Source organism: Alishewanella sp. HL-SH06 (assembly GCF_052656265.1).
Genome location: NZ_CP199752.1, coordinates 1,408,786 through 1,434,018, shown reverse-complemented (window position 1 = coordinate 1,434,018; position 25,233 = coordinate 1,408,786). Strand labels below are relative to the sequence as shown.

The following is a 25,233-nucleotide window of genomic DNA, read 5'->3' as shown; positions in this document are numbered from 1 at the left end:
ACCGCTGCATAAGATGTATTGCTGGCTATTATGCCTTGTTCAGCTAAAAAATCAGACAAAAATATCTAAATGCCCGTCTTTATCAACATGCTGATCTTCTTCGGGAGTGGTGTAAGGGGCGGCAGGATAATCATCAGCGAGGCCGGTTTTATAACCAAAACGACGTAAAATAAGGTACTTTTGCTCTTCGCGCTTGAGGGGCTCAAGGCGTGCCTCTTTAAAAACAGGCAGCACCGTTTTCGGGTCCGGCTCAATCGGCGTTCCCGGAATACGTTGTATAAATGGCATAAAAGCATCCATTTTTGCCTCCTGTCCGTATCTCAAATGTTATTTGGGTTCTATATTATTATATCGGCGGAAAATCGCATCACTTTAATGCTATGAGTGCAATGCATGCCTATACAACCTGACCACAATTTAAACAAATGGTTTAATTTTTAAAAACACGACTCTGCAACTGTTTAGCTTAAAAAAACGCAGCATCAGCTTATACTATTGATTTTAATGACTTTACATTAAATTACCCGTTGGATTACTTGAAAAAAAGCGCTTGCGAAAAACAGTCTGCTGCAGTAACTTGTATAGCATAGCATTTTGGATAAATTTACAGCATGAATAGTTTAACAGTAACATTGCATCACCATCATATAACCTAGCCTTACCGCTTAGGTGGAGGGCTGTTGTCTGGGCCTCCGGTGCATCTTGTTACTCGCAACCCCGCAGGCCTAAGCCACGGGGTTTTTTGTTTTTAATTACAGTTTTTAATTTTCGGAGTGACCAATGAGTCCAGCCATTGAAAGTAAGCGTCTTCGCATCGGTATGCAAAAATCAGGTCGTCTGTCGATTGAATCACAAGCACTGCTAAGCAGCTGTGGTTTAAAAATTAATCTACGTGAACAACGCTTAATTGCTCACGTTGAAAATATGCCGATTGATATTTTACGGGTGCGAGATGATGACATCCCAGGCTTAGTAATGGATGGCGTCTGTGATCTAGGCATTATCGGCGAAAACGTATTAGAAGAAGTGTCACTGCAACGGCAAATCGACAACGAAAGCGCGGACTATGAAGTGCTAGCCCGCTTAGATTTCGGCGGTTGCCGCTTATCAATTGCCGTACCACAAGAAGAGCAATACCAAGGCGTTAGCAGCCTTGAAGGCAAAACCATTGCAACTACTTACCCACGTTTACTGACGCGCTATTTAAAACAGCAAGGCGTGAATGCCCGCGTAGTGATGTTAACCGGTTCAGTTGAAGTGGCACCTCGGGCCGGTTTAGCCGATGCGATTTGTGACCTCGTTTCTACCGGCGCGACTTTAGAAGCTAATGGTTTAAAAGAAGCCGAAGTGATCTACCGCAGTAAAGCCGTGCTGATCCAACGCAAAGGTTTAGCTGATGCTCAGCACCAGAAACTGATTGCTAAGTTAATGCCACGCATTCAAGGCGTGATGCAAGCCAACGAAAGCAAATACATCATGCTGCACGCCCCGCGCGCTAAGTTAGATGAAGTGATCGCGTTATTACCTGGTGCAGAAAATCCAACCTTACTGCCACTCGCCGGCAATAACGATATGGTGGCACTGCATGTGGTCAGCAGCGAAACGCTGTTCTGGGAAACCATGGAACAACTTAAAGTGTTGGGCGCCAGCTCAATCTTAGTATTACCTATTGAAAAGATGATGGAGTAATCGATGCAACGCTTTAACTGGAGTCAACTTGATCAAGCTGGCCAACAAGCGGCCTTGGCCAGACCGGCCCTTCCTGATTCAGCCAGCCTTGCACCCAAAGTACGCGAAATCATTGCCACAGTGCGAGCAGAAGGTGATGCTGCCTTACATCGTTTTAGTCAGCAATTTGATCAGCTTACCGAAAACCCGTTAGCGTTAAGTGCCAGCTTGCAGCAGAAGTTATTAAGCCAATTACAACCTGAGCGCAAAGCCGCGATTGAATTAGCCTATGACAATATTCGCAAGTTTCATGCGGCGCAATTACCGCGGGATATCGAAGTTGAAACCAGTATTGGCGTAATGTGTCAGCTAAAAAGTCGCCCGATTGGCAGTGTCGGCCTGTATATTCCTGGCGGTAGTGCGCCGTTACCTTCTACGGTGTTAATGCTGGGTGTTCCGGCGCAATTAGCCGGCTGCCCACGTGCAGTCTTGGTCACGCCACCGGGTAAACCCTTGGCGACCGATATTGCACCCGAGATTATTTATGCCGCTAACCTTTGTGGCATTACCGAAATTTATACCATTGGCGGGGCTCAAGCTGTGGCGGCGCTGGCTTACGGTACAGAGACGATTGCCAAAGTAGATAAAATTTTTGGACCAGGCAATCGCTATGTTACTGAAGCGAAACAGCAAGTAAGCCAAGATGCAAAAGGTGCGATGATTGATATGCCAGCCGGCCCGTCTGAGGTGCTCGTGCTGGCCGATGCTCAGGCTAACCCAGAGTTTGTCGCAGCAGACTTACTCTCGCAGGCTGAACATGGCCCTGATTCACAGGTTATTTTAGTTAGCGATAGCGCAAGTTTGCTGGATGCCGTAGAGCAAGCCCTCAGCGTGCAATTAGCCGCCCTTCCGCGCCGTGATATTGCCGCACAAGCGCTAGCACACAGCCGAGCCATCTTAACAGCCGACTTAGACAGCGCCATTAGTGTGACCAATGCCTATGCGCCAGAGCACTTAATTGTGCAAACAGAGCAAGCCGAGCTACTCACTGAGCGCTTTACCAGCGCAGCCAGTATTTTTGTTGGCGCTTGGACGCCCGAATCCGCTGGGGATTACGCCAGTGGCACTAACCATGTATTACCCACTTATGGCTATAGCCGCACCGTCTCAAGCTTGTCGATGACCGATTTTTACCGCCGCTTTACCGTGCAGCAATTATCTGCCACCGGGATGCGCAATATTGGCCCCGCCATTGTCACCCTGGCTGAAGCCGAAAGTTTAGAGGCGCACGCCAATGCAGTACGGTTACGCTTGGCCAGTTTATTAAAGGAGACTGAAAATGTCTAAGGTACACCCGCTGGCCCGTGATGCCGTAAAAGCTATCGTGCCTTATGCTTCTGCCCGCAGCTCGATGAGTGGCGGTGCGGTGTGGCTTAATGCCAATGAAAACGCGCTAGCGCCCGCTTATCAGTTAGATGGCATCTTTAATCGCTATCCGTCTTGTCAGCCAAAAGCGGTAATTGATGGTTACGCTGCGTATGCAGGATTAACTGCCGAGCAAGTATTGGTAAGCCGTGGCGCAGATGAAGGCATTGAGCTGCTGATCCGAAGCTTCTGCGAGCCAAAGCAAGATAGCATTACAATTTGCCCACCGACCTATGGCATGTATGCCATCAGCGCCGAGAGCAATCAAACGTCGGTGAATAAAGTACTGTTAAAAGATAATGAGCGTTTAGATTTACCCGGCATTTTCGCTACCTCGCCAAAGCTTGTGTTTATTTGTAGCCCCAATAACCCAACCGGTGATCTCATTCCGCGCGAAGATATTATCGCCGTGTTAGAGCACTTTAAAGATCAAGCCTTAGTGGTGGTCGATGAAGCCTACATTGAATTTGCACCAGAGGCGTCTGTGGTGTCGCTACTGAGCCGTTATCCGCACTTGGTGATCTTGCGCACGCTATCTAAAGCCTTTGGTTTAGCGGGTTTACGTTGTGGTTTTACGTTGGCTGCACCTGAAATTATCTACGCCCTGAAAAAAATGATTGCGCCCTACCCGATTGCCGAGCCGGTGGCACAAATTGCTGCGCAAGCCCTATCGCCCGCTGGTATCGCGCAAATGCAACAGAGCGTAGCCACCATTAACGCTTTACGTGATGACTTTATCACGCTTGCCGCAAGCTTACCGGGCATTAATAAAGTATGGCCAAGCAATGCTAACTATGTGCTGTTGCAAGTAAGCGATGCCGCAGCCTGTGTTAATGCGCTAATTGCAGAGGATATCTTGATCCGCAACCAATCTAGCCAACTGGGTTTATCGCAGGTAGTACGGGTATCCATTGGCAGCCCTGCAGAAATGCAGCGCTTAGCCGGCGCAATGCAACGTTATTTCCAACCTAATCAGAGAGAAACCGCATGAGTGGCCAACCTATTTTATTTATCGATCGTGACGGCACCATGGTAGAAGAGCCGCCAATAGACAAGCAGCTCGATAGCCTTGAAAAATTGGCCTACGAGCCAGGCTTAGTGCCGGCGCTATTAAAACTGCAAGCGGCGGGTTATCGCTTAGTGATGGTGACCAATCAAGATGGTTTAGGCACCGACAGCTTTCCGCGCGATACCTTTGATGCGCCCCATGACAAAATGATGCAATTGTTAACCTCGCAAGGTATTCAGTTTGATGATGTGCTGATTTGCCCACATTTTGAGCGTGATAACTGCAGTTGCCGCAAACCGAAATTGGGTTTAGTCAAAGACTACCTGCAACAAGGTAAAATCGATTTTACCAATTCTTATGTGATTGGCGATCGGCTAACCGACGTGCAACTGGCTGAAAACATGGGCTTACCATCTTTTCACTATCAACGCGACAGCTTAGGTTGGGCTGAAATCACCAAACGCTTATTAAGCCGTGGCCGCAGCGCGACCGTGGTGCGTACCACCCGCGAAACCGATATTAAAGTGACGGTCGATTTAGATAGCAGTGGTAATAACCTGTTCAACACGGGCGTTGGCTTTTTTGATCATATGTTAGAGCAAATAGCTACCCACGGCGGCTTCTCATTGCAAGTGGAGGTGAAAGGCGATTTACATATTGACGATCACCACAGTGTCGAAGATACCGCCCTCGCCTTAGGCCAAGCCTTAAAACAAGCGCTGGGTAACAAGCGGGGTATCAACCGCTTTGGTTTTGTGCTGCCGATGGACGAGTGCCGCGCCGAGTGCATTTTAGATTTATCGGGTCGGCCGCTGTTTGTGTTTAACGGCGAGCTAGGCGAAGGTGCGGTGGGCGGTTTAACGCTGGAGATGGTGCCACACTTTTTCCGCTCAATAAGCGATGCCATGTTGATGTCTTTGCACTTGAGCATTACCGAAGGTAATAAGCACCATAAAGTAGAAGGCTTATTTAAAGCCTTTGGCCGGGCGCTACGCCAAGCCATCACCGTATCGGGTGAAGCCTTACCAAGCTCAAAAGGAGTGTTGTAATGAGTTTGGTGATTGTTGATACCGGCTGTGCCAACATCAGCTCAGTGTATTTTGCGGTAAAACGCTTAGGCGTTGAGCCTGTAATAAGCCGTGATGCCGCGGTGATCCGTGATGCCTCGCGGGTGATCTTACCGGGCGTTGGTACCGCGAAAGCGGCCATGCATAATTTAGCCGAGCGCGAGCTTATAGGTACCTTACAAAGCCTAACGCAGCCGATGCTGGGTATTTGTTTGGGCATGCAAATGCTCACCGCCCACAGTATGGAAGGTGATGTAGCCTGTTTAGGATTAATTCCAGGCGAAGTGGCACCGCTTAATGCTGCCGGTTTACGCTTACCGCATATGGGCTGGAATACCTTGCATAAGATCAGTAAGCACCCCATTTTGGCCGGCTTTACTGAACAAGATTATCTGTATTTTGTGCACAGCTTTGCAGTGGTGCCGAGCGAATATAGCTTAGCACAATGCCACTATGGCTCTGACTTTGCCGCGGTTATTGGCAAAGATAATGTGGTCGGTGCGCAATTTCACCCTGAGCGCTCAGGTAAAGTGGGCGCGCGATTATTACAAAACTTTCTGGAGTGGCAGTTGTGATTATTCCGGCGATAGATTTAATTGACGGCACTGTCGTGCGTTTATACCAAGGCGCTTACGATAAAACCACCGAGTACACTTTCAGCCCCTTTACGCTTCGCGATAGCTATGCCAAAGCCGGTTCCCCGCTACTGCATGTGGTTGACCTCTCGGGTGCCAAAGATGCCAGCAAGCGGCAAATTGCCCTGTTAACCAAGCTAATGACCGACTCGCCATTGCAAATTCAAGTCGGTGGTGGTGTGCGCAGCGAGCAAGATGTGATGGATTTACTCGCCGCCGGTGCTAGCCGCGTGGTGATTGGTAGCTTAGCAATTCGGGAGCCTGAGTTGGTTCAAGGCTGGATCCGCAAATACGGCGGTGAGCGCATTGTGTTAGCCTTAGATGTGGCCATTAATGCCCAAGGCGAAAAAACCTTACCCAGCCACGGTTGGATTGAAGAGTCTGGCGTAACACTAGAGCAAGTGTTAGACGGTTATATTACCGCCGGTGCCAAGCATGTACTGTGTACCGATATCAGTAAAGATGGCACCTTAACTGGCGCTAATGTGGCGTTATACCGTGAGCTAAGCAGTAAATACCCAACGCTGGCTTGGCAAGCGTCTGGCGGCATCGGTTCATTAGCCGATATCCAAGCGTTAATCGGCTCGGGTGTTGCGGGGGTGATCTTAGGTCGCTCGCTGTTAGAAGGTAAATTTACGCTTGAGGAGGCCATTGCATGCTGGCAAAACGCTTAATTCCTTGTTTGGATGTGCGCGATGGCAAGGTAGTCAAGGGCGTACAGTTTCGTAACCATGAAATTATTGGTGATATAGTGCCATTGGCCCAGCGCTATGCTGAAGCCGGCGCAGATGAATTGGTATTTTACGATATCACGGCGTCCAGTGATGGCCGGGTGGTTGATAAGAGCTGGGTGCGCCGCATTGCTGAGGTAATAGATATTCCCTTTTGTGTGGCCGGTGGTATTAAGTCGGTGGCAGATGCCGGCAAAATTTTGGAGATGGGCGCCGATAAAGTGTCGATTAACAGCCCAGCCCTTTCTAACCCGCAGTTAATTGCCGAGCTTAACCAAACCTATGGGCAGCAGTGTGTGGTCATTGGGATTGATAGCTTTTTTGATGTGGCGTCGGGCCAATATCAAGTATATCAATTTACCGGCGATGAGAGCCGCACCCAAAAAACACAGTGGTTAACTCGCGACTGGGTGACTGAGGTGCAGCGCTTGGGTGCCGGTGAGATTGTGCTGAACTGCATGAATCAGGATGGGGTGCGGCAAGGTTACGATTTGGCGCAGCTGAAAACCATTCGGGATCTGTGCAAGGTGCCGTTGATCGCCAGTGGTGGTGCCGGTGCAATGCAGCATTTTACCGAAGTGTTTCAACAAGCCGATGTGGATGGGGCCTTAGCGGCCAGTGTCTTCCACAAGGGTATTATTCAGATCAGCGAGCTAAAAGCGAAGTTACTGGCCGATGGTATTAGTATACGGCCTTAAAAGGAAAGCCATAAAACCCACGCAAGCACCACGTACATTTTTGCTGTGACACGCCGTGAAGCTTTCTCGGGGCTAGATTGTGAATATCATTCATGATATTCGCCCATTTGGACAGCAAGGCTGGCCCAAAAGGCAAACTTTTGGATTGAAGTTTGCCACACTACGGGAAAGTATTTACGGCGTCTTTGCGTGCTGTATTCATATGAAACGGACTAGAGATAACGCTAATAGACGTATCGCTCTTGCATAGCTCAGGGCTTTTTCTGAGCTGAGGAGCGAAACACTGATACTGCTAAGCAAAGCGTCTTTGGCATGGATGCCAAAGAGGAGCCTACAGGGAAGTATTCACGGCGGCTTTGCGTGCAGTATCAGTGTGAAGCGTGGAAGTGTTTACAGCGGTTTTGCGCACAATGACCATGTGAAGCGTACTAGAAATAACGCTAATGCTACATGGCAAAATACACATTCGAACGTGAGAATTACATGATGAACCAACAACAGATTGAACAACTGAGCTGGCCTGAAAATCAGTTACTGCCCGCCATAGTGCAGCATGCCATCTCGGGTAAAGTGCTGATGCAAGGGTATATGAATCCAGTAGCACTGTCTCACACCCTTGCAAGCAACACGGTTACCTTTTTCAGTCGCAGTAAACAGCGGTTGTGGACCAAAGGTGAAAGCTCAGGTAACACCCTAAGCCTGGTCAGCATTGACAAAGACTGCGATGCCGACAGCTTACTAATTATGGCGCTGCCGGCAGGCCCTACTTGCCACGAAGGCACCGAAACCTGCTGGCATGATAATAACGCCAACAGCCCACAACTGAGCTTTTTGTATGACTTAGAGCAAGTGATTGCCAGCCGCGAAGGTGCCGATCCGAAAAGCAGCTATACCGCCAGTTTATTTGCCCGTGGCGTAAAACGCATTGCGCAAAAAGTGGGGGAAGAAGGTGTAGAGTCAGCCCTTGCGGCCATGGCAGGTGATAAAGAAGAGCTGGCAAACGAAGCAGCAGATTTAATCTTCCACCTACTTGTTTTGCTGCGCAGTCAAAAATTAGCACTTAATGATGTCATTAAAGTGCTACAAGATCGTCATAAATAACAATACGCTAGCGATTTTACTGGGCTGAAAACGTTTTATACTGCGCGATTCAGCCTTTCTCATGACAACGTTCGTGCAAAATATATGCTATTCTTAACAGTGACGTTTTGGCTTAAAGACCATGGGTAGCTGGACGTTGGGGTGATTTAGCGCTTGCTGCAACAACGCTAAATCACAACTTGAGTTAACGCCTGACAAATAATGGATTAATTGGCATGGGCAAATTTAAAGCAGACATCAAATTTGATGTCCAAAATCTAAACCCTGTGCTGGCGTCGTGGCAGTTTTCAGCCAGTAATCAAGCACCGGATGCGCAACAGTCTGTTCTAAAAACCTTAGACCTCAACCTGCTAAATAGCATTTTTGAGAACTTTCAAAAAGCCTTAGGCGTGTCAATCGCGCTGATTGATTTACAAGGTAAAGTCGTCTCTTCATCTAACTGGCAACGCGTTTGTATGCAGTTTCATCGTCAGCACCCGGCTAGCCTTAAAAATTGCATTAACTCTGATACAACTCTCGCTAACGAAGCCATAAAACAGCAAAATTATGCCACTTATGCGTGTTTAAATGGCTTAATTGACTGTGCAGCGCCAGTAAAAATAAACAATAAGCACGTAGCTAATCTTTATATTGGTCAATTCTTTATAAAAAAACCGGATTTAAACTTTTTTAAACAGCAAGCAAAAGCACATAATTTTGATGAAGATAGCTATTTAAAAGCGATTGCCGAAGTCCCTATTATCCCAGAATCAAAAATTGAAGCGATGATGAAACTGATCGCTTTTCTGGCAGAACAAGTCGCAGAGCTGAGCCATAGCAATTATAAAGCAGACCGCATGCTGCAAATTGTCGAGCAACAAGTAAAAAATCGAACGCACGAATTAGAAATGCAAAACCAGATCCTTAGTATGATCAGTCATGGTTCGGTATTGTCTGATGTTTTAATACAACTTGTTCGACAAATTGAAGCCCAATATCCTGAAATATTATGCTCGATACTGTTACTCGATGACGCGCAGTATTGTTTACGCGTGGCCGCCGCCCCTTCGTTACCTCAAACGTTTAATGATGCTATTGATGGATTAACACCGGGCCCTGATGTCGGATCTTGCGGCAGTGCGGCTTACAGTGGCCAAGCTGTTATGGCTGAGGATTTATTACAACATCCTCATTGGCAAGCCTATCGCGAATTGGTGTTATTGAACGACTTAAGAGCCTGTTGGTCAATTCCGATAAAAAATGCCCAAGGTAAAGTGTTAGGTGCATTTGGCTTTTATCAAAAAGAACCCGGCTTACCCTCGGCTGAGTTTAGCAGCAAGATGTCTATTTTCAGTAACTTAGCTGAGCTTGCCATTTCCCGCTCGCTCTCAGCTGAACATATTCATAAAATGGCGTTTTATGATCATCTCACCGGTTTAGCCAATCGCCGCTTATTGGATGATCGCCTACAACTGGCTTTTAAACAAAGCAAGCGCAGCAACAGCTTTGGCGCTTTATTATTTATCGATTTGAATCATTTCAAGCCAGTGAACGATCGCTTTGGCCATAAAGTGGGCGACTTACTACTGATTGAAGTAGCGAATCGGCTAACAAATCAAGTACGAGAAGTCGATACGGTTGCTCGCTTAGGGGGTGATGAGTTTGTCATCGTGTTGTGCGATTTAGACTGTGATGCCGATAAAGCAAAAACGCTGGCACAACAACTGGCCGAAAAAATCAGTGCGGCTTTAGCAGAGCCTCATGTATTTACCGAAACGCTTGCCGTAAAGCATAGCTGCACGGGTAGTATTGGCGCTAACTTATTTCATGGGGCACTTCACAACAGTTCAGACGTATTGCGACAAGCAGACATGGCGATGTACCAAGCTAAACAGCAGGCTAAAGCCATTTGCTGGTTTGAATCTCGTTAATGCCTACTTACTTAACAAAAGTGTAACGGTGTATGTCTACGGCTTGACAAGACTGAGCCATGCACCGACTATAACGTTGTAACCTCGTTATCCTCATTAATTCAATAAGACTAAGAGATTTTATGAAAAAGTCATTACTTGTACTGGCACTGGCCAGCGGTTTCGCTATGGCAGATGAAGGCATGTGGATGCCGCAACAGCTGCCCAATATTGCCACTGAATTAAAAGCAGCTGGCCTAGAATTAGATCCAGCTAACTTGACGAAATTAACCGAATTCCCAATGGGCGCCATCGTCAGTTTAGGTGGCTGTTCAGCGTCTTTTGTTTCACCACAGGGATTAGTAGCCACTAACCATCACTGTGTTTACAACAGCATCGCGCACAACTCTACTGCAGAGAATGACTTACTCAGAAATGGTTTTTTAGCCAAAACTTTAGCCGAAGAAGTGCCGGCCGCACCGGGTAGCCGTATCTATGTCACTAAGGCGGTTGATAACGTCACTAACAAAGTGATTGATGCCCGTACCGCCAAATTATCTGGTAAAAAGCGTGTAGACGCGATTGAAGCCAATCAAAAAGCCATCGTTGCGGAATGTGAGCAGGATGCGGGGCATCGCTGTTCTGTAGCGGCTTATTACGGCAGCTTAGAATATTATTTAATTAAGCAATTAGAAATTAAAGATGTGCGTTTAGTGCACGCCCCTGCCGAAGGTGTCGGTAAATTTGGTGGCGACACCGATAATTGGATGTGGCCACGCCATACCGGTGATTACGGTTTTCTGCGAGCTTATGTTAGCCCTGAAGGGAAATCAGCCGATTTCCATGCGGACAACGTGCCTTACACCCCAGATTTTCACTTGAAATTAGCGAAAGAAGGCTTAAAAGAAGGTGATTTTGTGATGGCATTAGGCTATCCGGGGCGCACTAACCGCCATCGCTTACCGTCTGAAGTGGCGGACACCTTTGAGTGGAGCTATCCGAACACCGTTAGCCAGTTTGCTGAAACACTGGACATTATTGGCCGCGAAACGGCCGATGACCGTGATGCAGCATTAAAATATGCCAGCCGAGTGGCAGGTTTAAATAACTACATGAAAAATCGCCAAGGCATGCTCGATAGCTATGCACAAAGCGATTTTCTAGCGCGTAAACAAGCTGAACATCAAGCATTGACCGCTTGGGTTAACAGCAATAACGCCAACAAAAAAGCCTATGCCAAAGATCTGGCTAATATCGAAAAACTGTTAAAAGAGCAGCAGCAACAAGGCCGCGATAATTATTTACTGAATAATGCGAGCCCTCGCTTACTTGGCACAGCCCGCAGTTTGTACCGCTTGGCGCAAGAGAGCACTAAGCCCGATGCAGAGCGAAAAGCAGGTTTCCAGGCACGTGATTTACCGCGCTTTAAAGCCTTTATCGCCGGTATGGATCGCTCTTTTGATGTGCGTGTAGAAAAAGCGTTAGATCTGCAAAGCTTAACTAAGTATGTTGCTTTACCGAAAAAACAACGCAATGCCGACTTCGACAAAGCGATGGGCATCAAAGATAATATGGATCAAGCCGCTTTAGTGGCACTGATTGATAGCTGGTATGCCGCTACTGTATTAACGGATGCAGCACAGCGCGCGGCCCTGCTCGAAAGCACACCCGCACAATTTGCTAATAGCAACGATCCTTTTGTTAAAGCCGCAGTGGCACTGTACAAAACGGATCGTTCAAAAGAAGCGGAGCAAGAAGAGCTAGGTGGCAAGATCCAACAAGCTTATGCCAGTTACATGCGCGCGAAAATTGCCTTTATGCAATCACAAGGTAAAGCCGTATACCCTGATGCCAACAGCACACTGCGTGTCACTTACGGTAATGTTACCGGTCGGGCTCACGGTAATGAAGATGGTAACGCTTGGACCGCATTCACCACCCTGCGCGGTATTACTCAAAAAGCGACCGGCGAAGGTGAATTTAATGCACCACAAAATCAACTTGATGCCATTAAAGCCAAAAATTATGGCCCTTACGCAGTTGATAGCATGAATTCAGTTCCGGTGAACTACCTTGCCACCTTGGATATTACTGGCGGTAACTCAGGCTCGGCCGTGTTAAATGGTAAAGGTGAGTTTGTGGGGTTAGCCTTCGATGGTACGCTAGATTCTATTATCTCTGATTGGGATTTTAACCTAGCGAACACGCGCTCAATCCAAGTCGATTTACGCTTTATGTTATGGCAGATGCAAGTTGTCGATAAAGCCGATAACCTGTTAAAAGAACTAGGTGTAAACTAAACCACTCCCCCAAGTCGGTTGACACTGGCTTGGGGGTTTTCATCTTGCACTTTATGCTTTTTCCGCCAACAACTGCACTGCTAATTTAACAAAATCAGATGACGTTAAAATACCAAGTAGTTTATTGTCGCCAGAGACCACTGGCAAACAACCATGCCGATTACTGACAAAAAATTCTGCCACATCAGTTAAGCTTTGATCGGGTGTGACTGTGGCAAAATCGGTTAACATTAATGTCGCTACACCTAACTGTTGTTCTTTATGATCTAGCGTCGCCGCACCGTATTTCGCCAAAAGATTAATCACAGCACCAATCAACACTTTTTGCGTTAACATGCCAATTAAGAAGCCCTCGTTATCAATCACCGGAATATGCCGGATATTCTTTATCCTCATCAACTCATGCGCGTCTTTCAAGGTGGCGCTGCGTTGCAGTGATAGCGGATCTGGGGTCATTAAATCAGTGACAGTTTGCATACTCATCGTTACTCCTTATTCGCAGTAGCATAGCGCAACAGGATGCACTGTGCTTGCCCAACCCTTTAGTTATAACGAATAAAAGCCGTTACTGCTTCGGTACAGATCAACTTTTTATGATTTTAAGGGTTTAAAAACCCAACTTAGCTCGCAGTAGCAGATTTACTGCTTAAGGTGCTACCTAACGAAGCACTGATCACTAATAAAATGGCGAGCCATTGCGTTAAGCTGAGTAACTCGGCTAAAAACAAGAAACCTGCTAAAGCCGCAATAGCCGGCTCTAAGCTCATCAAAACACTAAAGGTTTGCGCGGGTAGTTTTTTTAATGCCACCATTTCTAAACTATAAGGTATGGCACTGGATAACGCTGCCACGCCAATCGCTAATGGGATCACCTGCCAACTGAGTAAACTCTGCCCAGCAGAAAAGAGGCCCAGCGGCAACAGAAAGCTCGCGGCTACAGCCATCCCCAAGGCAACCGTGACACCCCCTGAGGCTAAGCTGCCAGCACGTTGCCCAAATAAGATATAACCCGCCCAACAAGCTCCCGCCCCCAGCGCCAGCGCAACACCGACCGGATCTAAAGCATCAACCGAGCGCATATCGGGTAACAGCAATACTATCCCCGCGATGGTTAGTGCAACCCACAATAGATCACTGCGTTTTCTTGAAGAGAATAACGCCACCGCCAGTGGGCCGGTGAATTCTAACGCCACACCTATACCCAATGGAATGCGCGCTATGGCTAAATAGAATAATAAATTCATGCCTCCTAAACAGACGCCATAGATAAAAACGGCTCGCCAATTGCGACCGACGGGTAAATGTCGCCAAGGTCGAAACACTAACCACAACATTAAAGCAGAAAAACCGATACGCAGACCGGTCGTACCTGTTGGGCCAATTAGAGGAAATAATTGCTTGGCTAATGACGCACCGGATTGGATCGTCAACATCGCCATCACCACACTGGCAATCGCTAAGAAAAAAGTTTTGTTTAACGGCACATTATTCTCCGAATGCGCAATGGAATAGTTGTGGTATGCGAAGCCAATCGCCCTGATGGCCTGTTTTATACATTATTTGCACTGAAACTAGGCAACTGCTTTCATTTCAAGCACAAATTTTAGCAGTTTTAGCGGCCTGAGCCTGATGTAATTTTCAAACTTTATTCATTTCAGCATCTTACACTCGCAAATTGTTACGCTTCACACTGGCATACAACCTGCAATAATCGTGTTTAGACCTTCCGCCTGAGTGAACGACCTAGGCCTGCAATCATGAGGTGAATTATGGAAAATCTATCCCGTCGCAGCCATCCTCTTCGCGATTTATTGGATAAAGAATTACAACAGCGCACATTTCCGCCGTTAACGGCCCCCTGTAGACTGTGTCATTTTATGCTGACCTTAGCCCCCGCGTCACGCGCCTTAGAGTTTCAATGTATGCAGCAATTGGCTGCACAGCAAGGCAGCCAATTAACCGAGGCGGCACAGGATCTTACCTTATCACTGTATGGCCAATGGCTGCGCTGGGAACGACATGGTGAGTTTTCCAGTTATACATTTATTCGTGCTGACGCCGAAAAGCCATGGTTTGATGATCCATTAGATTTTTTGCCCTCACGTGATTGGTTTGATCACATCCCAGGGCAAATTTTTCGGATTGTACAACTAACGATCATTGATGCTAAACAACCCTTAGCGGCACAACAAGTGGCGCGCTTGTTTAATGCAGAGAATTGTATAAACAGCTTATTAGCTGCAGGCAAAGCCAAAATATGGACAGATTTTCAAAAACATGCTGAAGGTGCCGGTCGCATGCTGCTGCTGGATCAAGGGCTCTCTGCTGCGGCATTAGGCCGTTTAGTGCAGCAATTATTTGATTTAGGAAATTATCGAAAATTATCGCTACTCGGTTGGCCGGTCTCTCGACAAAGTTTGCAGCAACTCAATAGCTTAGAGCAAAATTTAGCTTCGCTGACTCAACGTATTGAACTAGAACGCGATAATGATGAACAGTTACTGGATCAGATCAGTCAGCTTGCGGCAGGAACAGAGCGCTTAATTGCCGAAAACAGTTCTCGATTAGAAGCCACCGCCGCTTATTATCAATTAACCTTGGATCGACTAAAAGCCTTAGACGAAACTAGTATTGACGATAAGCTATCGCTACAGGATTTTACCGAACGCCGTTTAACCCCGGCTTATCGAACCAGCGCATCGGTGCAACTGCGGCAAAATAGCCTGTCAAACCGGTTAGGCCGTTCAATTGAGCTACTACGCACCCGGATGAGTTTAAAATTAGCTCAGCAAAATCAGCAATTGCTGCTTTCGATGGAACAAAAAGCAAAACTGCAATTAAAATTGCAGCAAATGGTCGAAGGCTTGTCATTAGTGGCGATTAGCTATTATGCAGTGCAATTAGCTGATAAGTTATTGCGATCATTAAGCTATTGGCTACCAGAATTACCGATAGCGCTCTGGCAAAGCATTAGCGTTCCCGTTATCATTTTAATGGTCGCGGTAGTATTAAAATGGTTAGCCCACCGCGTTAAACGCCAAACCTGACAGCAAGGATCTCCGGTAATGCAAAGCGTGCGATGGGCCACACTAAGCGTAAGTAGTATTTGTTTAATCTTTAGCGCCCTGCTCGCGGCGACAGACCGCATCACCGAGCCGAAAACCACGATTAAACTAACGCCTAACAGTGCGCCTTTACCGCAACCGACTGCCAGCAGCGCTAATACGCCCAAGGTATTAGTTTATAAAACCGTGCTGCCCGATGGCAGCGCACGATTTTCTGATCAACGCCCTGTTGGCCAAGCTTTTGAATTATTGCGCTTTGATTGCTTTGCTTGTGCCCCTAACTCCAGCATAGACTGGCAAAAAACACCGTTATTTAAACAACGTTTTGCACGGTTAATTCATCAGGCGGCAGCTGAGCATCAACTAGAAACGGCTCTTATCCGGGCGGTGATCCACGCCGAGTCGGCATTTAATCCCAACGCTATTTCCGCAAAAGGAGCAATGGGACTCATGCAACTGATGCCCGCCACAATGCAGCAATTTCAGGTCTTAAATGGCTATGAGCCCGAACAAAACATTCGCGCTGGCAGTCAATATTTAGGGCAGTTGTTAAAAGACTATCAGGGCGATCTTACCTTAGCGTTAGCGGCTTATAACGCAGGGCCAGGCAACGTAAAACGCTATAATGGCATTCCACCTTTTGCAGAAACTCAGGCTTACATTGAGCGGGTGCAGATTTTACGCCGCCGTTATGCCGCAAATTAAATTTGGTGGACAACATTAAGTCATAATTGACCAAAGACGCTTAACTTTTAGGTTTGGCTAACAAAGCGGCTTTCATTATATCCTTCCATGATAACAAGCCTAGCAGGTGCTGTTGATTGTCGGTCACTAAAATACAACTGATATTATGCTCGATTAACATAGCCGCGATAACTCGAATACTGGTATCCAAGGGCACAGTAATCACCGGCGAGACCATCACTTGATGCACCTTTCGCGTGCGCATAAACAAGCCTAGCGTTGTTTCGCTAGCCGAGTCGATAAGCGGGCTGACCTCTTTAAAATAATCTTTTACTGAGACAATACCTACCACTTTATCGCTGCTATCGACAACCGGCACATGCTGAAAATGCGACTGTTTAAAAACGTTACGCAACGAAGATAAACTGGCATCACCTTGAGTGGTTACCAGCTTACTGCGAGGAGTCATGATCGAACTTAAACCCATAATTTGTTGGCGCCTATTCTTTATCCATGCCGTCTAGGGTGACTCCGGATAAGAAACCCGAACCTTTAACTTCATTATTACGCAGTTTAATCATTAAACGTAAGTCATTCGGAGAATCGGCATGATGTATCGCATCGGTATAGCTGATCACGTCGGCCTTGTACAGATCATACAGCGCTTGGTCAAAGGTTTGCATGCCTAACTCGCGTGACTTCGCCATCACCGTTTTAATCTCGGCAATTTGCCCTTTACTGATTAAATCGGCAATAAACGGAGAATTGAGTAACACTTCGATGGCGGCAACACGCCCCTTACCGTCGGAGGTAGGAATTAATTGCTGCGCCACAATACCGCGTAAATTCAGTGATAAGTCAAATAGCAACTTACTGTGCATCTCTTTTGGTACGAGATGCATGATGCGGTCAATCGCTTGGTTGGCATTGTTCGCGTGCAAGGTGGCGATACATAAGTGCCCGGTTTCGGCGAAAGACAGTGCAAACTCCATGGTGTCTTGTGAGCGAATTTCACCAATCAAAATCACATCAGGAGCTTGGCGTAATGAGCTTTTTAGTGCTGAGTCAAAAGTTTCAGTATCCAAGCCGACTTCACGCTGGGTAATCATACTGCGGCCATGCTCGTGCACAAACTCGATGGGATCTTCAATAGTCAGAATATGCCCTTTCGAGTTTTTGTTTCGGTAACCAATTAATGCCGCCAAAGACGTTGACTTACCAGTACCCGTTCCACCCACAAACAGCACTAAGCCGCGTTTGGACATGATGATTTCTTTTAAAATCGGTGGTAAACCCAGATCGTCAACATTCGGAATGGTGGTCACGATGCGCCGCATCACCATACCGGCTTTGTCACGTTGCCAAAAGGCGGAAACACGGAAACGCCCCGCATCATTGGCAATCGCAAAGTTACATTCTTTGGTGGTATTGAACTCGTGCTGCTGTTTCTCACTCATCGACGACAATACTAAATTTAACGAATCGACTTCTGATAAGCGTTGATCATCAATCGGCTGTAATTCGCCGTTAATTTTTGCCGCCACCGGCATACCTGCGGTGATAAATAAATCCGAGGCTTTTAACTCAACCATTTTTTTCTGATAATCAACCAGCTGCATATAAACCCCGATTACATTCTGCTAAAGGTATTTTTATCTTGCGCTTTAGCTGCCGCATCTTTTTGCGACACTAAACCACGGTTTACCAAGTTAATCAGACATTGATCCATGGTTTGCATGCCATGTGCCGCTCCCGTTTGAATGACGGAATACATTTGAGCAATTTTATCTTCGCGGATCAAATTACGGATAGCCGGTAAACCAACCATAATTTCGTGCGCAGCAATACGACCACCACCGACTTTCTTCAATAAAGTTTGTGAAATAACTGCTCGCAAAGATTCCGATAACATTGAGCGCATCATGGCTTTCTCTTCGCCTGGGAACACGTCGATGATCCGGTCAATGGTTTTCGGCGCGGAGGTGGTGTGCAAGGTACCAAACACCAAGTGACCGGTTTCAGCGGCGGTCATGGCTAAACGAATAGTTTCTAAGTCACGTAATTCACCCACCAGAATTACATCCGGATCTTCACGCAAGGCAGAGCGTAACGCATTGCTAAAACTGTGCGTATCACGATGCACTTCACGTTGGTTGATCAAACTAAATTTATTGGTGTGCACAAATTCAATGGGATCTTCAATGGTTAAGATGTGATCAAAGCGCGTGGTGTTGATGTAATCGATCATCGCCGCCAAGGTGGTACTTTTCCCCGAACCTGTGGGCCCCGTCACTAGCACCAAACCACGGGGGTTTTCTGATATCGATTTAAAGATATCCGGTGCGCCGAGATCATCTAACGTTAATACGTCACTGGGGATGGTTCGAAATACCGCAGCCGCACCGCGGTTTTGTACAAAGGCGTTAACCCGAAAGCGAGCAAGGTTAGGCACGTCGAACGAAAAATCCGATTCCAACCGCTCTTCGTATTCCTTACGTTGCTTATCGGTCATAATCTCATACACTAACGCATGCACTTCTTTGTGCGTTAACGGCGGAATATTCAGTTTGCGTACATCGCCATCGACACGGATTAACGGCGGTACACCTGCAGAAAGGTGTAAGTCTGATGCTTTATGTTCAACACTAAAAGCTAATAATTCGGTAATATCCACGTTTAGGAAACTCCAATTTACTTATTTATGATGAATAACATAGCAGAACAACTTGCCCTCGCCTATCAGAAGCTAGCGAAAAATTGTGAACAATTACCAGAATCGCGTCAGCCTGTGCAATTAATCGCCGTGAGTAAAACGCAACCCGATACAGCCATACTGGCCGCCTACGAGGCAGGTCAACGTCTGTTTGGAGAGAATTACCCACAAGAACTGGCCACCAAGGCTGATGCACTAGCACATTTAACAGACTTGCAATGGCATTTCATCGGCCCCATTCAGTCTAATAAAACGCGGATTATTGCGCAGTACGCCAGCTGGGTGCATAGCATCGATCGCTTAAAAATTGCGCAGCGCCTTAGCGAACAACGACCTGCTGATGCCGCCGACTTACAGGTGTTATTGCAGATTAATATCAGCGATGAAGCCAGTAAATCCGGTATTGCGGCCACAGAGATGCTGGCACTGGCGGCTAGTGTTAATGCATTACCTCGCATCACTTTACGAGGTTTAATGGCTATTCCAGCACCTGGCGATGAGCACAAGGTAACAGCCGACTTTGCGGCGATGCAGGCGTTATCCATGCAGCTACAAGCACATTATCCGGCGGCGACTGAATTATCCATGGGTATGTCGAATGACTGGCCACTGGCTCTACCATACGGTGCAACTATGATAAGATTAGGCACCGCAATTTTTGGCGCAAGGAATTATGAAAAACATGAATGACAATCGGGTGGCGTTTATAGGCGCTGGCAATATGGCGCGCTGTGTTATCGCTGCCATGGTTAAAGCTGGCTATCCAGCAGAGAATATTATGGCGGCTAATCGAAGCCAACCAAAATTAACCGAGCTGGCAAAAGATTACGGTATTGCCACCACCTTAGATAATGCGGCCGCGGCCGACTGGGCAGACGTTATCGTGCTGGCGGTAAAACCGCAAATGATGCAAGACGTTTGCAGCGCACTGCTTGAGCAAGCTCCGCAGTGCCAGGACAAAATGTTCGTAACGCTGGCCGCCGGTTTACCAGTAGCACATTATGAAAATTGGTTAGGCAACATTAAGTTAGTTCGCGCTATGCCTAATACGCCATCGTTAGTTGCACTCGGTGTTACTGGCTTGTTCCCAAGCCGTTGTTCAAACTATGAAAAAGCCTTTGTTGATCATATGTTTCAAGGCACCGGCATGACAGTATGGTTAAATGAAGAACACGAAATTAATCATATTATTGCCGTAACCGGCAGTTCACCGGCTTACTTTTTTTACTTTATGCAATCGATGCAACAAAAAGCCGAAGAACTGGGGTTTAGTGCAGAACAAGCAAAAGCCATGGTGGCACAAACCGCCTTGGGAGCCGCAACAATGGCGCTACAAAGTGATTTAAGTTTTGCACAATTGCGTGCCCAAGTAACGTCGAAAGGCGGTACTACGCATGAAGCCGTTTGCAGCTTTGCAAATGACGGTTTAGAAGAGATGGTGGCAAAAGCCATGCAAGCAGCTATAGATCGGGCCGAAGCCATGGCCAAAAGTATTTAAGTTAGCGGAGAAGCTCAAATGGAAGCAATACAGTTTTTAGTGCATACCGCTTTTACACTCGCCATTATGCTGATGTTAATTCGCTTTTGGTTACAACTGGTAAGAGCCGATTTTTATAATCCGTTTAGCCAGTTTGTGGTAAAAGCCACCAACCCCGTTGTACTACCTTTGCGCCGGGTTATCCCCAGTATCGGTAAACTTGACACGGCCACCTTATTAATCGCTTATTTACTCGCAACAACCAAGTTTATTGTGTTGCAGTTATTGTTTTCTGTGTCGTTACAAATTGGCCCAAGCTTTATTTTAGGCGGCTTGCTATTAATGAAAGAGATCCTCAGCTTAATTTTCTGGATCTTATTGATCCGCGCCATTATGAGCTGGGTCAGCCAAGGCCGTAACCCGATGGAACAAGTGTTTCAGCAATTAACCGAGCCAATGCTCTCCCCCATCCGTCGAATCTTACCGCCAATGGGTGGCTTAGATTTATCGGTGCTGGTTGCCTTAATCGCCCTGAAATTTATTGAATTATTGTTCGCTGGCTGGTTTCGCGGCTTATAAATAACCGCTAGCGCCGTGCTTTTCCCGTGCCGCCTAAATAGGGCGGCACACCTTTAAACTTAAAGCGGAGTTATCAAGATGCAACAACGTGCACCTCAATGGTTACTTTACCTCGTTATGCTCAGCAGCCTGCTGTTTGTCTCGTCAGTTCACGCTGAACAAAAGAAACAGTTAGGCGACTGGGATATTCATTATATTGCGTTTAACTCAACGTTTTTAACGCCAGAAGTGGCGAGAGCAGCCAATTTAAGCCGCAACAAAAACAATGCCATTATTAATATCTCGGTGTTAGACACGGCCAGCCAACAAGCACAGGAAGTGATTATCAGTGGTATTGCGCGTAATTTATTGGGGCAACAACGTAATTTAACCTTTCGCGAAATTAAAGATGGCGCAGCCATTTATTACATCGCCGTGATGCCATTTCGTAATGAAGAACAATTTCGTTTTAGCCTCGATATTCGCCAGGGCAACAAAAGGCAACAGCTGAACTTTGAGCAAAAACTCTACACAGAATAAGGTTGTGACATGAATAAAGTCGTATTAGCGACCAGTAATAAAGGCAAGGTAGCAGAATTAGCCGCCATGTTAGCGCCCTTCTCGTTAGAGGTGGTTACACAAAGCAGTTTAGGCGTAACCGATGCCGAGGAAACCGGCTTAACCTTTATTGAAAATGCTATTTTAAAAGCGCGGCATGCTGCCGCCATTACCAGTCTCCCGGCCATCGCCGATGACTCCGGCTTAGCTGTTGCAGCCTTAGCCGGCGCACCCGGTATATACTCGGCACGTTATGCCGGTCAGGGAGCGAGCGATCAGCAAAACTGTGAGAAATTGCTCAGCGCTTTAACTGATGTCCCGCCAGCGCATCGTCAAGCAACCTTTCATTGTGTGTTGGTGTATTTAAGCCATGCAGCCGATCCAACGCCACTTGTCTGTCATGGTCAGTGGCAAGGTGAAATTGCCTTAGTTGCTCGCGGTGAAGGTGGCTTTGGTTATGATCCCATTTTTTATCTGGCCGACTTAAATAAAACTGCAGCAGAGCTGAGCCCTTACCAAAAAAAGCAACAGAGCCATCGAGCACAGGCCTTGCAGCAATTGGTAAAGTTAATGTCATTAGCGCAAAGTAATAAGGCGGCAACTTGAGTTTGCAATTACCGCCTTTAGCACTGTATATCCATATTCCTTGGTGTATTCAAAAATGTCCCTACTGCGACTTTAATTCGCATGCTGTGAAACAAGGCATTCCTGAGCAAGAATATATCGCACATTTACTCAATGACTTAGATGAAGATCTACACCTAGTACGGCAACGGCCTTTGCACAGTATTTTTATTGGTGGTGGCACACCAAGCGTGTTTAGTGCTGACGGCATCAAGCAGATCCTCGACGGTGTATTAAGCCGTATGCCCGCGCAACCCGAACTTGAAGTGACGATGGAAGCTAATCCTGGGACTTTTGAAGCGGAACGTTTCGCCGGTTATGTCGCAGCGGGTGTTACGCGCTTCTCGATTGGTGTACAAACGTTTCAAGCGGCACAATTAAGCGCGCTGGGGCGTATTCATAACGCCGACGAAGCGTGTCGCGCGGCTAAGCTAGCCGCAACCTTACCGCTAAAAAGTTATAACCTTGATTTAATGCATGGTCTGCCGGGGCAAACCGTCGCTGCTGCGTTAGATGATTTAGCCCAAGCCATTGCATTACAACCACCGCATTTATCTTGGTATCAGCTGACCATTGAACCGAATACCGCTTTTGCTTCAAAACCCCCGACCTTACCTGATGACGATATTCTTTGGGATATTCAGCAACAGGGTCTGGCTTTATTAAGCGCGGCGGGTTATCAGCAATATGAAACCTCGGCCTACAGTAAAACAGGTCATCAGTGTCAACATAACTTGAATTACTGGCGCTATGGCGATTATCTTGGTATTGGTTGTGGTGCACATGGCAAGATTACCTTACCCAGCCGCAACAGTATTTTGCGCACGGTTAAAGTAAAACATCCAAAAGGCTATATGGATTTAAGCCGTAGCTATCTGGATGAGCGCCAGCAAGTGGAGCCGGAGGATCGCCCCTTCGAATTTTTTATGAATCGCTTCCGCTTGCTTGAGCCTTGTCCGATGGCCGACTTTACGGCCTATACTGGCTTACCCTTAAGCTATATCACGCAGCCAATCACCACCGCCATTAACAAAGGTTTGCTGCGCGAAATACCGGGGCATTGGCAAATCACGCCTTTAGGGGCACGTTACCTAAACGATTTACTGACCCTATTTATTTAGATGCGACAAGATAAAGGAAGTACAATGCAGAAAAAACCTAAATATACTCTAGCTTTATTGCCACTGCTGTTATCTGCCGCCTTAGTTAGCGGTTGCGGCCCAAAACCCGCGGAAACGAATGTCAGCGAGCCCGCTTCGCAACAGCAGCAAGTAGATGTGAATGAGCGCGCCAATCAACTCTTTGAACGCATTTTTAATGAACGTGTGCAGCGTAGCCCCATTTTACAAACCAGCTTGGGCATCAAAGATGATTATGACAAGTGGCAAGATCTGAGCGACAGTGCCTTCGCCGCAGAATTAGCGCAAACGCGTGAACACCTTTTATTGTTAGCCACCATCGACCCTGCTGATTTAGATGCACAAACCCGCCTGAGTTATCAGTTAATGCAGCAGCAATTACAAGATATGCTGACCGATGCAGAGTGGCGTTTATACAGCTACCCCGTTAATCAGATGTATGGCGTGCACTCACAAGTGCCCTCGCTGTTGATTAATCAGCATAAAATCAGTGATATCAGTGATGCAAAAGCCTATATCGCTCGGTTAAATGCCGTGCCCAAATTATTCGAGCAGTTAAAAGAACAATTAAAACAGCGCGCTGATCTTGGCATTATTGTGCCAAAGTTTGTTTTTCCGCACGTAAAAAGCGCTAGCGAAAACTTGTTACAGGGCGCCCCTTTTACTGAGGAAGGAGATAGCACCCTTCTAAGCGACTTTACCAACAAGGTCACCGCGTTAAATTTGCCAGCTGCAGAACAAAAACTGCTGTTAGATGAAGCGAAGGTCGCGCTTTTAACCAGCGTTGGCCCAGCTTATCAGCAGTTAATCAGTTATCTTGGCGAGCTAGAAAAATTAGCCGGTACCGATGATGGGGTTTGGCGTTTTGAGAAAGGCGCGGCGTTTTATCAAAATCGTTTAAACCGTATGACCACCACGGATATGGATGCCGCTACCATCCATCAATTAGGCGTAGATGATGTCGCTCGCATTCATAAAGAAATGCAGGCCATCATGCAGCAAGTCGGCTTTGCGGGTAACTTAGCCGAGTTTTTTGTGTTTATGCGCGAAGCGCCGCAATTCTATTACCCTGAAACCGCAGAGGGTAAAGCCGCTTATTTAGCCGAAGCTACTGCACTTATCGATAATATGCGCACCCGGCTGGATGAGCTGTTTATCGTGCAGCCTAAGGCACCGATGATTGTCAAAGTGGTTGAGCCGTTTCGCGAAGCCAGTGCCGGTAAAGCTTTTTATCAGCGGCCATCAATGGACGGCTCGCGCCCAGGTATCTATTACGCCAACTTATATCAAATGAGCAGTATGCCCATTTATCAGATGGAAGCGCTGGCCTATCACGAGGGCATTCCGGGGCACCATATGCAATTAGCGATAGCGCAAGAGCTAGAAGGTATTCCTAAGTTTCGCCGTTTTGGTGGCTTCACTGCCTATATTGAAGGTTGGGGTCTATACTCTGAACTGGTGCCAAAAGAAATTGGGCTCTATCAAGATCCCTATTCAGATTTTGGCCGCTTAGCGATGGAGTTATGGCGCGCAGCGCGGTTAGTGGTTGATACCGGTATTCATGCTAAAGGCTGGACACGTGAACAAGCCATCCAGTATTTGATGGATAACACACCGAACCCTGAAAACGATGCGATAAAAGCTATCGAGCGTTATATTGTGATGCCAGGTCAAGCCACCGCTTATAAAGTCGGTATGATGAAACTGTTAGAATTACGCCAGCACGCGAAAGAGCAATTGGGCGAGCAGTTTGATATTCGTGAGTTCCATCAAGTGGTTCTTGCCAATGGTGCCGTGCCGTTGGATGTGCTTGAGCAATTAGTCAACGACTATATCCGCGAGCGCACCACGCAAAACGCCAGCTAAGGCCAACTCTCTGGACCCCACTGCCC

The 25,233-nt window shown here is 47.0% G+C and carries 25 protein-coding genes; 19 read left to right on the top strand and 6 right to left on the bottom strand.

Features of this window, described 5'->3' with window-relative positions:
- Nucleotides 1-51 precede the first annotated feature (51 nt).
- Nucleotides 52-300 (bottom strand): hypothetical protein, encoded by a 249-nt coding sequence (locus ACUJFK_RS06675; RefSeq protein WP_226749877.1) that lies wholly within the window; start codon nt 298-300, stop codon nt 52-54.
- Between the two features lie 480 nt (nt 301-780).
- On the opposite strand from ACUJFK_RS06675, the gene hisG reads away from it, so the two are divergent.
- The 10 genes from hisG (at nt 781) to ACUJFK_RS06625 (ending at nt 12,523) form a co-directional block, all read left to right on the top strand.
- Nucleotides 781-1,689 (top strand): ATP phosphoribosyltransferase, encoded by a 909-nt coding sequence (gene hisG, locus ACUJFK_RS06670; protein ID WP_226749876.1) that lies wholly within the window; start codon nt 781-783, stop codon nt 1,687-1,689.
- Between the two features lie 3 nt (nt 1,690-1,692).
- Nucleotides 1,693-3,015 carry a histidinol dehydrogenase gene (gene hisD / locus ACUJFK_RS06665; RefSeq protein ID WP_445426413.1) on the top strand — a complete coding sequence of 441 codons (1,323 nt, stop codon included), beginning with the start codon at nt 1,693-1,695 and terminating at the stop codon, nt 3,013-3,015.
- A complete protein-coding gene (gene hisC, locus ACUJFK_RS06660; RefSeq protein WP_445426412.1) occupies nt 3,008-4,084 on the top strand; it encodes a histidinol-phosphate transaminase in 1,077 nt (358 codons plus the stop codon). The genes hisD and hisC overlap by 8 nt, the downstream gene beginning before the upstream one ends.
- The gene (gene hisB / locus ACUJFK_RS06655) at nt 4,081-5,151 is read left to right on the top strand and encodes a bifunctional histidinol-phosphatase/imidazoleglycerol-phosphate dehydratase HisB (protein WP_445426411.1); all 1,071 of its coding nucleotides are present in this window, start codon (nt 4,081-4,083) and stop codon (nt 5,149-5,151) included. The genes hisC and hisB overlap by 4 nt, the downstream gene beginning before the upstream one ends.
- Nucleotides 5,151-5,744 (top strand): imidazole glycerol phosphate synthase subunit HisH, encoded by a 594-nt coding sequence (hisH, locus tag ACUJFK_RS06650; protein ID WP_445426410.1) that lies wholly within the window; start codon nt 5,151-5,153, stop codon nt 5,742-5,744. The genes hisB and hisH overlap by 1 nt, the downstream gene beginning before the upstream one ends.
- Nucleotides 5,741-6,478: a 1-(5-phosphoribosyl)-5-[(5-phosphoribosylamino)methylideneamino]imidazole-4-carboxamide isomerase gene (gene hisA / locus ACUJFK_RS06645; RefSeq protein ID WP_226749871.1), complete on the top strand. Its 738-nt coding sequence runs from the start codon at nt 5,741-5,743 to the stop codon at nt 6,476-6,478. The genes hisH and hisA overlap by 4 nt, the downstream gene beginning before the upstream one ends.
- The gene (gene hisF, locus ACUJFK_RS06640; protein ID WP_226749870.1) at nt 6,460-7,233 is read left to right on the top strand and encodes an imidazole glycerol phosphate synthase subunit HisF; all 774 of its coding nucleotides are present in this window, start codon (nt 6,460-6,462) and stop codon (nt 7,231-7,233) included. The genes hisA and hisF overlap by 19 nt, the downstream gene beginning before the upstream one ends.
- Before the next feature lie 486 nt (nt 7,234-7,719).
- Entirely contained in the window at nt 7,720-8,334 is a 615-nt protein-coding gene (hisIE, locus tag ACUJFK_RS06635) for a bifunctional phosphoribosyl-AMP cyclohydrolase/phosphoribosyl-ATP diphosphatase HisIE (protein WP_226749966.1), read from the top strand.
- A 215-nt stretch (nt 8,335-8,549) separates the two neighbouring features.
- The gene (locus ACUJFK_RS06630) at nt 8,550-10,244 is read left to right on the top strand and encodes a PocR ligand-binding domain-containing protein (protein WP_226749869.1); all 1,695 of its coding nucleotides are present in this window, start codon (nt 8,550-8,552) and stop codon (nt 10,242-10,244) included.
- A gap of 122 nt (nt 10,245-10,366) precedes the next feature.
- A complete protein-coding gene (locus tag ACUJFK_RS06625) occupies nt 10,367-12,523 on the top strand; it encodes a S46 family peptidase (RefSeq protein WP_226749868.1) in 2,157 nt (718 codons plus the stop codon).
- Between the two features lie 51 nt (nt 12,524-12,574).
- Here the strand turns inward: ACUJFK_RS06625 and ACUJFK_RS06620 are convergent, their stop codons facing one another.
- Entirely contained in the window at nt 12,575-13,006 is a 432-nt protein-coding gene (locus tag ACUJFK_RS06620; RefSeq protein WP_445426409.1) for a CBS domain-containing protein, read from the bottom strand.
- A 137-nt stretch (nt 13,007-13,143) separates the two neighbouring features.
- Nucleotides 13,144-13,962 (bottom strand): EamA family transporter, encoded by an 819-nt coding sequence (locus ACUJFK_RS06615; RefSeq protein WP_306177516.1) that lies wholly within the window; start codon nt 13,960-13,962, stop codon nt 13,144-13,146.
- A gap of 330 nt (nt 13,963-14,292) precedes the next feature.
- On the opposite strand from ACUJFK_RS06615, the gene ACUJFK_RS06610 reads away from it, so the two are divergent.
- Entirely contained in the window at nt 14,293-15,570 is a 1,278-nt protein-coding gene (locus ACUJFK_RS06610) for a DUF3422 domain-containing protein (protein WP_306176879.1), read from the top strand.
- Nucleotides 15,571-15,588: 18 nt separating this feature from the next.
- Complete coding sequence (locus tag ACUJFK_RS06605; protein WP_445426408.1) at nt 15,589-16,293, top strand: lytic transglycosylase domain-containing protein; 705 nt, start codon at nt 15,589-15,591, stop codon at nt 16,291-16,293.
- Between the two features lie 40 nt (nt 16,294-16,333).
- On the opposite strand, the gene ACUJFK_RS06600 is transcribed toward ACUJFK_RS06605, so the two are convergent.
- The 3 genes from ACUJFK_RS06600 to ACUJFK_RS06590 are packed head-to-tail and all read right to left on the bottom strand — an operon-like array spanning nt 16,334 to nt 18,946.
- Nucleotides 16,334-16,759: a CBS domain-containing protein gene (locus tag ACUJFK_RS06600; RefSeq protein ID WP_226749864.1), complete on the bottom strand. Its 426-nt coding sequence runs from the start codon at nt 16,757-16,759 to the stop codon at nt 16,334-16,336.
- 13 nt (nt 16,760-16,772) lie between these two features.
- The gene (locus tag ACUJFK_RS06595) at nt 16,773-17,891 is read right to left on the bottom strand and encodes a PilT/PilU family type 4a pilus ATPase (RefSeq protein ID WP_445426407.1); all 1,119 of its coding nucleotides are present in this window, start codon (nt 17,889-17,891) and stop codon (nt 16,773-16,775) included.
- A gap of 11 nt (nt 17,892-17,902) precedes the next feature.
- Nucleotides 17,903-18,946 carry a type IV pilus twitching motility protein PilT gene (locus ACUJFK_RS06590; protein ID WP_226749862.1) on the bottom strand — a complete coding sequence of 348 codons (1,044 nt, stop codon included), beginning with the start codon at nt 18,944-18,946 and terminating at the stop codon, nt 17,903-17,905.
- A gap of 30 nt (nt 18,947-18,976) precedes the next feature.
- Here ACUJFK_RS06590 and ACUJFK_RS06585 point away from each other — a divergent pair, with 30 nt between their 5' ends.
- The 7 genes from ACUJFK_RS06585 (at nt 18,977) to ACUJFK_RS06555 (ending at nt 25,207) form a co-directional block, all read left to right on the top strand.
- Nucleotides 18,977-19,675, top strand: a complete 699-nt coding sequence (locus ACUJFK_RS06585) for a YggS family pyridoxal phosphate-dependent enzyme (protein WP_445426765.1) — start codon at nt 18,977-18,979, stop codon at nt 19,673-19,675.
- A complete protein-coding gene (proC, locus tag ACUJFK_RS06580) occupies nt 19,668-20,483 on the top strand; it encodes a pyrroline-5-carboxylate reductase (RefSeq protein WP_445426406.1) in 816 nt (271 codons plus the stop codon). The genes ACUJFK_RS06585 and proC overlap by 8 nt, the downstream gene beginning before the upstream one ends.
- A gap of 18 nt (nt 20,484-20,501) precedes the next feature.
- Complete coding sequence (locus tag ACUJFK_RS06575) at nt 20,502-21,041, top strand: YggT family protein (protein ID WP_445426405.1); 540 nt, start codon at nt 20,502-20,504, stop codon at nt 21,039-21,041.
- Between the two features lie 117 nt (nt 21,042-21,158).
- On the top strand, nt 21,159-21,560 hold the full coding sequence (locus ACUJFK_RS06570; protein ID WP_445426764.1) for a DUF4426 domain-containing protein: 402 nt from the start codon (nt 21,159-21,161) through the stop codon (nt 21,558-21,560).
- A 9-nt stretch (nt 21,561-21,569) separates the two neighbouring features.
- Nucleotides 21,570-22,184, top strand: a complete 615-nt coding sequence (rdgB, locus tag ACUJFK_RS06565) for an RdgB/HAM1 family non-canonical purine NTP pyrophosphatase (protein ID WP_445426404.1) — start codon at nt 21,570-21,572, stop codon at nt 22,182-22,184.
- Nucleotides 22,181-23,323 carry a radical SAM family heme chaperone HemW gene (gene hemW, locus ACUJFK_RS06560; protein WP_226749858.1) on the top strand — a complete coding sequence of 381 codons (1,143 nt, stop codon included), beginning with the start codon at nt 22,181-22,183 and terminating at the stop codon, nt 23,321-23,323. The genes rdgB and hemW overlap by 4 nt, the downstream gene beginning before the upstream one ends.
- A 24-nt stretch (nt 23,324-23,347) precedes the next feature.
- Complete coding sequence (locus tag ACUJFK_RS06555; RefSeq protein ID WP_445426403.1) at nt 23,348-25,207, top strand: DUF885 domain-containing protein; 1,860 nt, start codon at nt 23,348-23,350, stop codon at nt 25,205-25,207.
- The last annotated feature ends 26 nt before the right edge of the window (nt 25,208-25,233 follow it).